11 protein-coding genes and 1 tRNA gene are annotated in these 12,000 nt (G+C 34.5%); 5 read left to right on the top strand and 7 right to left on the bottom strand.

What is annotated here, in order from left to right; translation table 11 throughout:
- Positions 1-64: 64 nt before the first annotated feature.
- The 4 genes from cysS to ACFQ0I_RS14860 form a co-directional block, all read right to left on the bottom strand.
- Positions 65-1,546, bottom strand: a complete 1,482-nt coding sequence (cysS, locus tag ACFQ0I_RS14875) for a cysteine--tRNA ligase (protein ID WP_379943598.1) — start codon at positions 1,544-1,546, stop codon at positions 65-67.
- 21 nt (positions 1,547-1,567) lie between these two features.
- Positions 1,568-2,245 carry a GTP cyclohydrolase I FolE gene (gene folE / locus ACFQ0I_RS14870; protein WP_379943596.1) on the bottom strand — a complete coding sequence of 226 codons (678 nt, stop codon included), beginning with the start codon at positions 2,243-2,245 and terminating at the stop codon, positions 1,568-1,570.
- A gap of 267 nt (positions 2,246-2,512) precedes the next feature.
- Positions 2,513-4,036 (bottom strand): OmpP1/FadL family transporter, encoded by a 1,524-nt coding sequence (locus tag ACFQ0I_RS14865; RefSeq protein ID WP_379943594.1) that lies wholly within the window; start codon positions 4,034-4,036, stop codon positions 2,513-2,515.
- A gap of 27 nt (positions 4,037-4,063) precedes the next feature.
- A complete protein-coding gene (locus ACFQ0I_RS14860) occupies positions 4,064-5,161 on the bottom strand; it encodes a hypothetical protein (RefSeq protein ID WP_379943592.1) in 1,098 nt (365 codons plus the stop codon).
- A gap of 129 nt (positions 5,162-5,290) precedes the next feature.
- On the opposite strand from ACFQ0I_RS14860, the gene proS reads away from it, so the two are divergent.
- From proS to ACFQ0I_RS14835, 5 genes are all read left to right on the top strand, one after another.
- Positions 5,291-6,769 (top strand): proline--tRNA ligase, encoded by a 1,479-nt coding sequence (proS, locus tag ACFQ0I_RS14855; RefSeq protein ID WP_379943590.1) that lies wholly within the window; start codon positions 5,291-5,293, stop codon positions 6,767-6,769.
- Between the two features lie 172 nt (positions 6,770-6,941).
- A tRNA-Glu gene (locus ACFQ0I_RS14850) sits at positions 6,942-7,013 on the top strand.
- 26 nt (positions 7,014-7,039) lie between these two features.
- Positions 7,040-7,291: a 30S ribosomal protein S20 gene (gene rpsT, locus ACFQ0I_RS14845; RefSeq protein ID WP_209655231.1), complete on the top strand. Its 252-nt coding sequence runs from the start codon at positions 7,040-7,042 to the stop codon at positions 7,289-7,291.
- A gap of 158 nt (positions 7,292-7,449) precedes the next feature.
- Positions 7,450-8,130, top strand: a complete 681-nt coding sequence (locus ACFQ0I_RS14840; RefSeq protein WP_379943588.1) for an SIR2 family NAD-dependent protein deacylase — start codon at positions 7,450-7,452, stop codon at positions 8,128-8,130.
- Between the two features lie 127 nt (positions 8,131-8,257).
- Positions 8,258-9,052 (top strand): transglutaminase-like domain-containing protein, encoded by a 795-nt coding sequence (locus ACFQ0I_RS14835; RefSeq protein ID WP_379943586.1) that lies wholly within the window; start codon positions 8,258-8,260, stop codon positions 9,050-9,052.
- A gap of 81 nt (positions 9,053-9,133) precedes the next feature.
- On the opposite strand, the gene ACFQ0I_RS14830 is transcribed toward ACFQ0I_RS14835, so the two are convergent.
- The 3 genes from ACFQ0I_RS14830 to ACFQ0I_RS14820 form a co-directional block, all read right to left on the bottom strand.
- The gene (locus ACFQ0I_RS14830) at positions 9,134-10,153 is read right to left on the bottom strand and encodes an inorganic phosphate transporter (RefSeq protein WP_379943584.1); all 1,020 of its coding nucleotides are present in this window, start codon (positions 10,151-10,153) and stop codon (positions 9,134-9,136) included.
- A 17-nt stretch (positions 10,154-10,170) separates the two neighbouring features.
- A complete protein-coding gene (locus ACFQ0I_RS14825; protein ID WP_379943582.1) occupies positions 10,171-10,887 on the bottom strand; it encodes a DUF2490 domain-containing protein in 717 nt (238 codons plus the stop codon).
- Positions 10,888-11,030: 143 nt separating this feature from the next.
- Entirely contained in the window at positions 11,031-11,972 is a 942-nt protein-coding gene (locus ACFQ0I_RS14820; protein ID WP_379943580.1) for a TerC/Alx family metal homeostasis membrane protein, read from the bottom strand.
- Positions 11,973-12,000: the final 28 nt, after the last annotated feature.

Here is a 12,000-nt window from a genome sequence, read left to right as displayed (position 1 = left end):
CATAAGTCGCAAGCTAAAACATGATAGCACAAACAGTCTTTTCGGTGCTGTAACAGCATTAAATCTAGTTTACAGAAAACGATGTGCCTTCTTTACCATCTTTTAACTGAATACCCACTTCGGCTAATTCATCGCGGATTTTATCTGATAACGCAAAATCTTTATTGGCTCTGGCGTCTTGTCTTAATTTTATTAAAATATCGACAGCTCCCGATAATTTATCGGTTCCAGATTCTGCCTTTGTAACATTTTCTAAACCTAAAACATCGAATAAAAACGCATTGATAGTCGTTTTCAACAATACTAAATCGTCCGCATTAATAGTTTCAGAACCATCTTTAATCTGGTTGATATATTTAGCCGCTTCAAATAAATTAGCGATTAAGATTGGCGTGTTAAAATCGTCGTTCATGGCATCATAACAACTTTGTTTCCATGCTTGAATATCTATTGAAGATGCGTTAGATGGTTTTAAATCATCTAATAAATTTATAGCATCCATCAATCTGTAAAACCCTTTTTCACTCGCCAACAAGCCATCATTAGTAAAATCTAATATACTTCTGTAATGTGCTTGCAACATAAAAAAGCGTGCAACCGTTGGTGCAAAAGCCTTGGTGATATTTGTATTTTCTCCAGTAAAAATTTCTCCAGGCAAAATATAGTTACCTGTTGATTTTGCCATTTTTTTACCATTCATAATCAGCATATTGGCATGCATCCAGTAGTTTACCGGCGTTTGCCCTTTGGCGGCTTCATTTTGAGCAATTTCACATTCGTGATGCGGAAATTTTAAATCCATTCCACCTCCGTGAATATCAAAATGTTCACCCAAATATTTAGTGCTCATGGCAGTACACTCTAAATGCCAACCCGGAAAACCATCACTCCAAGGCGAAGGCCAACGCATAATGTGTTGAGGTTCGGCTTTTTTCCAAAGTGCAAAATCTTGTGGATTTTTTTTATCTGATTGTCCGTCTAACTCACGTGTATTATGAATTAAATCTTCAAGCTTTCGCTTGCTTAATTTTCCGTAATCGTGAGTTTCGTTAAATTTATGAACATCAAAATATACAGATCCGTTTACTTCGTAAGCGAATCCGTTATCTATAATCGTTTTAATAAGTTCAATTTGTTCGATGATATGACCCGTTGCTGTTGGCTCTATACTCGGTGGTAAAAAATTGAAGGTATTTAATATATTGTGGAAATCTACGGTATAGCGCTGTACGACTTCCATAGGTTCAATTTGTTCTAAACGTGCTTTTTTTGCAATACGATCTTCTCCTTCATCGGCATCATTTTCTAAATGCCCAGCATCGGTAATGTTACGTACATAGCGTATTTTATAACCTAAATGCTTTAGGTAACGGAAAATCACATCAAAAGACATAAACGTTCTCACGTTTCCTAAATGTACATTACTATATACGGTTGGTCCACAAACATACATCCCCACATAACCTTCGGTTATAGGTTTAAATATCTCTTTGGTACCAGTAAGGGAATTATATATTTTTATTGGATTGCTTTGGTATAACTGCATTCTTAACGAATATAAATTAATCTAAAACTTAGTGTCTAACTTTATATAATCTAAAAATTCTCTACGCGTTGCTTTTTCTTTAAATTTTCCGCCAAATTCTGAAGTAACCGTACTACTTTCAATATCGCGAATACCTCTAGAATTTACACATAAATGTTTTGCGTCAATAACACAAGCAACATCTTCAGTATTTAAAACTTCTTGAAGTTCTTTTACAATTTGAATCGTTAAGCGTTCTTGAACTTGCGGGCGTTTTGCATAATAATCGACAATACGATTCATTTTAGACAAACCAACCACAGAACCATTAGAAATATAAGCCACATGAGCTTTACCAACTATTGGAAGTAAATGATGCTCGCAGGTAGAATAAACAGTAATGTTTTTTTCAACCAACATTTCACCATATTTATATTTGTTTTCGAACGTCGATGCACTTGGTTTTCTTTTAGGATCTAACCCGCCAAAAATTTCTTTAACAAACATTTTAGCCACTCGGTTTGGTGTTCCGTTTAAACTATCGTCTGTTAAATCAAGACCAAGTGTTTCCATTATATGGCGAACATCATCTTTAATTATATCAATTTTTTCTTCATTTGAAAGCTTAAAAGCATCATTACGTAAAGGCGTATCAGACGATGTACCAACGTGGTCATCTCCCAAAGATTCAAATTCTTCTATGTTATTTCCAATTTTCATGTGTCTTTTTTATTGTTTTTTGTAGGTCACATGTAGCTTCCATATTGTCATTTTCATGAGTATTTATAATACGTTATGGAAGTTTCATCTGCGAAAATATTCTCGTTTTTAGTCTGCAAAGATAAGCAAAACACTTTTCTTATGTTTTGTATTCTTAAACAATTAATTTTATCTCGTTTGTCTCCAAAAAATCATAAAGTTTACAAAAATAAAAAGGCTTAAATTTTTAAATTCAAGCCTTTTTAAAATTTGTTATTAAATTATAACTTAAATATTGAAACTTAATGATACCGTTACAGCAGAATTTGTATTATCAATTACTGCGGCATCTGTTAAGCCAACACTATATAATGGTGTTTCGTTGGTGCGCTTTGCTTGGTCGTAAGTTACATCTAATTTAGTGTTTCCAAAATTATACCCAATCCCCAAAGAATAGCCTGTTAAATCGCCAACGGTTACGCCATTTTTATATGGACTTTCTTCAAAACGATAACCGCCTCTAAAGCTAAATTGTTGCACTTTATATTCGCCACCAAATCTATAGGTAGAAGCATCAGTAAGTACATTGCTAATAATATTATTCTGGTCTGAGAAAAAGGCATCAGAAACAGGTTTAAATTTTGTTGTACTGTAATCTTTTCTAGAATAATCGAAACTCAACAAGCCTTGTGTTCCAAATACATAAGCTAAACTTCCTGTTATTTTTGAAGGTGTTTGCAATCTATATTGAGGATATACATTTACATATTGCGGATTGATTACTTGAGTTTCTGTTGAACCAAAATACGTATGTACCGTTGATAAATATTGTGTTGTTTCTTCTTCAATTGTGTACCAAGTAGGAGAATCGTAGGTAAGACCCACTCTAAATTCGTTGCTCAATTTTAAGATACCTCCCAATTGGAATGAAAATCCATTTCCTCTGGTTGATAGTGTGTTTTCAAAATCGATACTATTCACTAAAGAACCTGCATTCGAATTGTCTTCAAACAATAAGGTAGAACGACGATAATCTATAAAATGTGAGTTTAAATTCAGACCTAAATATAAATTATCCTCATATTGAGCTGCCATATTAAAACTGATTTTCCCATTATATCCAGTAGAAGCATAGGAATAATTGTGACTAAAAGTGCCGTTGGCTAAATTTGAATAATAGGTAGTATTTGCATCGTTATCAACATCATCTGGTTCAACAATGTAAGACTCAAAGCCTAAGAATGCTTGTTGATGCCCAAAACCATAAATGCTTCCTATATCGGCATACGCATTCGATAAAGATTCACCATCAAAAGCCGAAATTTCATCCAGTCGTTTCCCATCGGCATAATTTAAAAAGTATAAGTCTATTGACTGATTATTTGTATTTGTACCGCGAGCATTCCAATTCTCGTCAAAATTACTAGTTCTGTCATAGGCAACTCCAATGGTAAATTTTCTCCATGGCGAATTACTTCTATTGGCAAACACAAAAGCTGCACCACCCTGATTTATATCAAAATTAGATTCACTCCTCGATGTAAACCCATTAAAATAGCGTGTATCGTTTGATGTTTCTACATTAGATAAGGTAAACGACGCATGACTTTGACTAAATACCGCTGAACTCGCAGGGTTAATACTTACAGCACTCATATCGCCACCCAGGGCCCCAAAAGCACCACTAAGTGCTCTAAAACGAGCTGTTCCTTGAATTTCACTTTGTGAATAGCGCAAAGCATCCGAAATGTCTTGAGCATTTATAGTAGACATAGAGAGTATGCCTAAAACTAGTAGGTTTAACTTTTTCATAGTTTAATATTAAATTTCATAAAATTTTTAACCTCGTCTTCTTCCGCCGCTTGACGAACTTGAACCGCTTGAACTACTACTCGATCCACGAGACACAGAACCTGAACTCGATGAGCTTGAACTAGAGCTTCTACTTGGTGTGTATGTAGAATTGCTTGAAGACGACGATCTAGAATAGGTTCCAGAATTGCTACTACTACTTGTAGATGGCTTGTACACACTTGACGAACTTCTTCTAACCGAAGATGATCTCGAAGTTGAATTTACAGATGGTGTACTAGTCGCACTACTTCTTCTTACCGTATTAGAATAAACACGTGTGCCGTTGGAATTATACCCTCTTGTATTATAGGTTGATGACGGTGTAGTACCTGTGGCACTTGTTCTTCTTGAGGTACTATATTTTGAAGTCGGATTCGTAGTACCCACAGCACTACTGCGCCTTGAAGTACTTAAATTATTATTAGTTGAGTATCTTGAGGTACCAGCATAATTGCTTCCGCGTCTGCTTGCACTATACGATACGCCTCTTCCAGCATAGTATCTATTGTTACCATAATACCCAAAGTTATTATAACCATAGTACCCATAATTACGGTAAGGATTACCATAAAAACCATAACCCCAAGGATTATAAAATCCCCAGTTATAAAAACCACCAACAAACGGTGAGTTCCAATATGGGTCGTAATACCCCCAATTATTCCATCTATTCCAACCCCAGTTGTTCCAACCCCAATTAAAGCCAGCGTTCCAGCCCCAATTATTCCAACCGTTGTCTATGTAATTTATGGTAACATTACTATTTTGTTGTCCCCAACCAGCATACCCTTGGTAATCATTATACAGGGTATCATTTTGAACATAATCATCACCTTCATACGAATCGATATCTGTAAATATTTCATTATTAGATATCATGTACTCAGTCTCCAAAGATTTATTTTTGAAATAATTTTGATAGTAACTATTGTTTGAATTGTCAGGAACTTGAACTACAGTTTCTTCATATTGAACTGTTCTAGGCACGTCTCCATATATGCCATCGTTATCTACGCCAACGTATTGATATGAACCACATGAAGATAAGCCAAGTACTAAGCCAAAAATTGCTAAGTATGGCATTTTTTTTATAAAGTAGGTTTTTAATTGCATATCTCTTGATTTTTATTGTTGAACATAACAAAAATAGTTAGTTTTGCTGAACTATTTTTATAATTAACATAATCACAATATTTGTGCCAAAACATATATATGAGTAAAAAACTTACCAGTAGAACAGAGGATTATTCAAAATGGTATAACGAATTGGTAGTCAAAGCAGATCTAGCTGAAAATTCAGCGGTTAGAGGTTGCATGGTTATAAAACCTTACGGATATGCTATCTGGGAGAAAATGCAGGCCGAATTAGACCGAATGTTTAAAGAAACCGGACATCAAAACGCGTATTTTCCATTATTCGTGCCTAAAAGTTTATTTGAAGCCGAAGAAAAAAATGCCGAAGGCTTTGCTAAAGAATGTGCCATAGTTACACATTACAGACTGCAAGCAGACCCAGACAAACCGGGTAAACTACGGGTAGATCCAGAGGCTAAATTAGAGGAAGAACTTATAGTTAGACCAACCAGTGAGGCCATTATTTGGAATACCTACAGAAACTGGATTCAATCGTATAGAGATTTACCTATTTTAATAAACCAATGGGCCAATGTGGTTCGTTGGGAAATGCGTACACGTCTATTTTTACGTACTGCTGAATTTTTATGGCAGGAAGGTCATACCGCACACGAAACAAAAGCCGAAGCAATTGCAGAAGCAAAATTGATGAATAATGTGTATGCCACCTTTGCAGAAAAATTCATGGCCATCCCCGTGGTTCAAGGTGTGAAAACGGAGAGTGAACGTTTTGCAGGCGCAGACGAAACCTATTGTATTGAAGCTTTAATGCAAGATGGAAAAGCTTTACAAGCTGGAACATCACACTTTCTAGGTCAGAATTTCGCAAAAGCCTTCGATGTTAAATTTGCTAATAAAGAAGGGAAACAAGATTATGTTTGGGCAACTTCTTGGGGCGTATCTACACGATTAATGGGAGCCTTAATTATGACCCATAGTGATGATAACGGACTGGTTTTACCTCCAAGTTTGGCACCAAATCAAGTGGTAATTGTACCTATATATAAAAGTGATGAAGAATTTGAAGCAGTATCTAAAGTTGCTAAAGATATTTTAAGCGATTTAAGAGGAAAAGGCATCACGGTAAAGTTTGACGATAGAGATACACAACGCCCAGGTGCTAAATTTGCACAACACGAATTACAAGGCGTTCCATTACGTATTGCTATCGGACCAAAAGATTTAAATAACGGTACGGTTGAACTGGCTAGACGCGATACTTTATCAAAAGAAATAGTTTCTTTAACAGATTTAAACAAGAAAGTTGAAGATTTACTAAAAGAAATTCAAGATTCGCTATTTAAAAAAGCGCTTCATTTTAGAGATACACATATTACCGAAGTGGAAAATTTTGAAGAATTTAAAGATGTTTTAGAAAATAAAACAGGATTTATTTCCGCACATTGGGATGGAACAAATGAAACCGAAGAAAAAATAAAGGAATTAACCAAGGCTACTATAAGATGTATTCCTTTGGATATGAAGGGAAAAGAAGGGACATGTGTGTTTTCTGGAAAGCCTTCAAAAGGCAGAGTATTGTTCGCAAAAGCTTACTGAAAAAAAAAATTTAAAAAAAGTTTATACAGCTATTGCGACATTTAAAAATAGTTGTATTTTTGCATCCGCAATGGAAACGTTGTAAGTTATTTGAAAATAGTGAAAGCAAATTTTTAATTTTTAAGTTGCAGTTTTAAAAATTAAATTTATCTTTGCGCACTCAAAAGCAAATGGCCCGTTCGTCTATCGGCTAGGACGCCAGGTTTTCATCCTGGTAAGAGGGGTTCGATTCCCCTACGGGCTACAATATTTTAATAATAAAGAAAAAAAATGGCAAATCATAAGTCAGCATTAAAAAGAATTAGAAGTAACGAAGCGAAACGTTTAGTTAATAAATATCAGCATAAAACAACTCGTAATGCAATTAAAAAATTACGTGAGTTAACTGATAAGAAAGAGGCTGAAGCTTTATTTCCTTCTGTTGTTTCTATGTTAGATAGATTAGCTAAGAAAAATGTTATTCATTTTAATAAAGCAGCAAACCTTAAATCTGGTTTAGCTAAGCATATCGCTACACTTTAAAAAATTAAAGCATTTAAAAATTACAAACCTCTCAGTAATGAGAGGTTTTTTTATGCTCAAAAGTTAAATTCACCAAACCTTATATAATAGGTAACTAATAATTTTCTATTTGTCTAATTGCACTTTCTTACAAGGTGCAAAGTTGTTATATTTATAGTATGAAACATATAGTAGTGCTAACAGGAGCCGGCATGAGTGCCGAAAGCGGTATTAAAACCTTTAGAGATGCCGATGGTCTTTGGGAAGGCTATGATGTAACGGAAGTAGCATCACCTATTGGTTTTGCTAATAATCCAGCATTAGTTTTAGATTTTTACAACCAGAGGCGCCGACAGCTATTCGAGGTTAAACCCAACGCAGCCCATTTTGATTTAGCCCAACTCGAAGCACATTTTAAGGTCAGTATTGTTACCCAAAATATTGACGACTTGCATGAACGCGCCGGAAGTACTAATGTTGTTCATTTACACGGCGAATTACTTAAAGTAAGAAGCACCTTTGATAGTAACCATATAATAGAGTGGAAAACGGATTTAGTTTTAGGTGACACCTGTAATAAAGGATATCAATTACGACCTCATATTGTTTGGTTTGGAGAACCAGTACCTATGATTGAAAAAGCAATGGAAATTTGTAAAACTGCCGATACGCTCATTATAATAGGAACCTCTATGCAGGTGTATCCTGCAGCCAATTTGATGCATTACGTACCACAACTTACACCTATTTATTTTATAGACCCTAAACCAGCCATTAAAAGTTTTAGAAATATTACTGTAATTCGAGAAAATGCAACCGTTGGTATAAAAAAAGTACTCGAATTATTGAATACGCAGTAAGCTAGCATTCATTTTTGGAATTCTATTAAAAGGAAATATTACGCAGCGAAATAAACAAAACATGCTAATTATCAATTTATATTCGTTTAATTTTGACTCAATTATTAGACATTAAATTTATAAGCCTATGTGGTTACGTGCCAGTTGCCTTTTAAAATTTGAAATAGAAATACCAACCCCGTTTATTTTAATGTTACGCCCAAAAAGTGGTGCACAGCAGTGGGTTGCACGCGATGAATTTAATGTAAAACCAGCGATCCCTGTCGAAGAATTTACCGATGATTACGGTAACATATGTCAACGTTTAATAGCTCCTCCAGGAAATTTTGAGATAAAAACAACTACAACCGTTAAAACAGCTGAATTTGTTAACGTAGAACCCTATGCGCCTTTTGTAGAAATTCAACATTTACCACATTATACACTGAGTTATTTATTACCAAGTCGCTATTGTGAATCTGATCGGTTTAGTGAATTAGCAAGATTTATTACTGCCGACCAAGTGCCAGGTTATAATCAAGTGGCTGCCATTGAGGCTTGGTTGCGAGACACTATTAGTTATATTCCTGGTAGTAGCGACTACCCTATTTCTGCTATTGAAGTAAATTATAAACAATCTGGAGTTTGTAGAGATTTAGCCCATTTAGGGATTGCACTTTGCAGAAGCCTTAGTATTCCAGCACGCATGGTAGTAGGCTATCTGTATGAACTAGAACCTATGGATATGCATGCATGGTTTGAAGCCTATGTAGGCGGGCGCTGGTATACCTTCGACGCTACCCAATCTAAACCCAAAGGCGGCTATGTAGCCATAGGCTATGGACACGATGCTGCCGACGTAGCTATTTATAATCAATTTGGACCATCTGTAATTCCGACAGTGCAAAAAATTAAAGTAAAACAGATTAAAAAAGACCTATAATATTACTTCTTGCCCTTTTGATTTAATTCCTAGTTCTTCAAACAAGACAAATATCAGGTTTTTAAACTTCTGTTTTTAAAATCAGCTTAAAATCCCAATTAAAAGCAGCGTTAGAAAAAAGGAGAAAATGGGTGCAATACTCCAAACTACAAAAAACCGAATAACTGTTTTATTTTTAAACGTTGTTTTAAAACCTTGTTTACTCACACTTAGAGCTATAAAAGCAGCACCATTTAATTGTACTAACGAGGTGGGAATTCCTCTAGTAACCGATGCCAAAATAATTAAACTAGCCACTATAACTGCTATGATGGTAGCATAAAACGGTGTGATTTCTATAATTTCCTTTCCGGTAGTTTTAGTGACTTGATGCCCCAATAACGAGCTGCCAATCGCAAAACATGGGGCTACAATTAAAACTGATAGAATAATGATAGGTAAAAAATTCTGTATGGCATCTTGACCAACTTCATTGGCTGTTAAAGACGCTATTGGAGCTGCGGCATTGGCTACATTATTAGCGCCAATAGAAAATGCTACATAAAGCGAAGACAAAATTAACAAGGCCTTTAGTGCTTTATGCTCGTTAAGATGTGAATAATCTTCCGTAAGAATTTTATTTTTTATTAAAGGAAACACCCATTTAGAAAGCACAAACATGATAACAAATGATACAATTGGCAGAATAATCCAAGTTGGAATAATCTCAAAAAATAATTTATGCGTATTTAATCCTTCTAAGGCCGTTGCAGCTCCTGCAATAGACAAAACAGTAGATTGACTTGCAGATTGTGGCACTCCCAATAAATTGGCAAACAACAACGAAAGACCAATGGAAAGTAAAATAATAGACGTATTAAATGGTGTAAAAAAAGACTGCTCCAATAAACCTTTACCCAAAGTTAAAGACACTTCGCTTCCTGCTATTAATGCTCCAGCTAAAACCATAATTCCGAACAACCCTGGAATCATAGTTCGTTTTATAACATTTGCACCATAGGCTGCAGAAAACGACGGCGCCGTACCACTACCGCCCATGGTAACTGCTAAAAACATGGCTAGTAAAAAAGGAATGGTAAGGACATTAAATAATTCGGACATAATTAAAAAGTGGATTATTAAATATTAATATTTTGATGAATTGTAACTCTGATAATATTGCGGTTATAAAAATCGGTTCCAGATTTTTTCTGCTGAAACCAATTAAAATAGCCGAGTTCAAAGCCTAATGACTTCGATGGCATCACCTGAATACTGCCGCCGTATCTGTTTTGATCAAAAACATTCTGAACAATCTTATTACCAATATTTAAGTGAATTTCATCAAATGCTTTAAATGTTATTTTATCTGAAACCTTGTAATTCAACTCTAGCTTATAACGTGTGCGGATATTGCTGAAATCAAAGGAATTATCAGCTTGTTCAAAAAACCTAAACTCTGTCCAATACCTGTGACTTATTGATAATCTATCAAATAGTTTCTGCTTGTTTTCAATTTCTAGCTGTGGTCGTAACTCTATTTGAGTTTCGGTCACATCTAATTCTGCGCTATGCGGTAGTGATTGCACTAGGTATGTAAACCCAACCCCACAATTCCAATTGTTATTCAATCTGCGCTCAAAATGTGCTTTACTTAAAAATTGATGTTGGCGCCATGGAGCATGATATACACGTTCTTCTATTTCGTATCTTAACTTGTAATTTTCGTTGAAATTAATGCCAAGGTTATATCGCATCCATAAAAGCGATTGTGTCTCGATATTTTTTTGAGCATATCCTCTAAAACCTAAAATTATGATTAACAATACATTAACCAATAAATACCTATGTTTCAATAAAATAATTTATTAAAAATTTCGGCAAATATATTAATTCCTACTAATTATATAGATTTAATATAGTTAAATTTTATACGATACCATTTCAACATTTAAAACGCTGTGACGTTCAGTTATACTAAAAGATTTTAATAATGCCTTTAATTCGTCTTTTTAATGTTTATGACAGATACATAAATACCAATAATTAAGGACAAACCGATGAATAATAAAGAAAACCATTCTGGTATTTTAACAAAGTTAGCAGACATTAATTTAATACTCACAAATACCAATATAGCAAAGACACTATATTTAAGATATTTAAATTTCTCTAACATATTTGATAGGAAAAAATACAGCGACCGTAATCCTAAAATGGCAAAAATATTTGAACTATACACAAGAAAGGGATCTGTGGTTATGGCAAATATGGCTGGAATGCTATCTAATGCAAATAACAAATCTGTAAATTCGATGGCTAACAGTGCACCGAATAACCCAGTAAACACCCACTTTCCGTTAATTACGGTTATAAATCTACCGCGGTCAAAAGTATTGCTAATTCTAAAAAGCTTCATAATGCTTTTAGGCTCACTAACGGCTTCATGTTCTGCTTCCTTTTTCAACATTTTAAAGGCCGTGTATAAAAGAAACAGTCCGAAAATAATATTCATTCCGTGTACTTTTTTAATAAGTACTAATCCTACAGTAATTAAAATAGCTCGAAACACAATAGCGCCTAATATTCCTAAAAAAAGGAGTTTATGCTGATACCGTGTCGGTATTTTAAACGAGGTAAAAATAATGGCAATAACAAATAAATTATCAACACTTAAAGAGAGTTCAATAAAATAACCCGTTAAATATTTTACTACCGCGTCACCAGGCTTTAAATTATTAATGTTATCTATTATAGCGGCATCATAAACCCAATAAATAAAAAATGAAAACAAGAGCGCATTGTTTACAAAAAAGATGGTCTCAAAAATTGCCCTCTTTATTGTAGGCTGTTCACCCTTTTTATGAAGCACAAAGAAATCTAAAAACAATAGCAATAGCACATAGGCTAAAAACAGAATCCAGGGCGTTTCCTTTTCCATATAATTAATAAAAATTATATTGTTTTAA

The sequence above is a fragment of the Mariniflexile aquimaris genome (assembly GCF_042676825.1).
GTDB classification, from domain to species: Bacteria; Bacteroidota; Bacteroidia; order Flavobacteriales; family Flavobacteriaceae; genus Mariniflexile; species Mariniflexile aquimaris.
The sequence above is the reverse complement of the archived record's forward strand: the minus strand, read 5'-3'. Positions and strand labels throughout refer to the sequence as shown.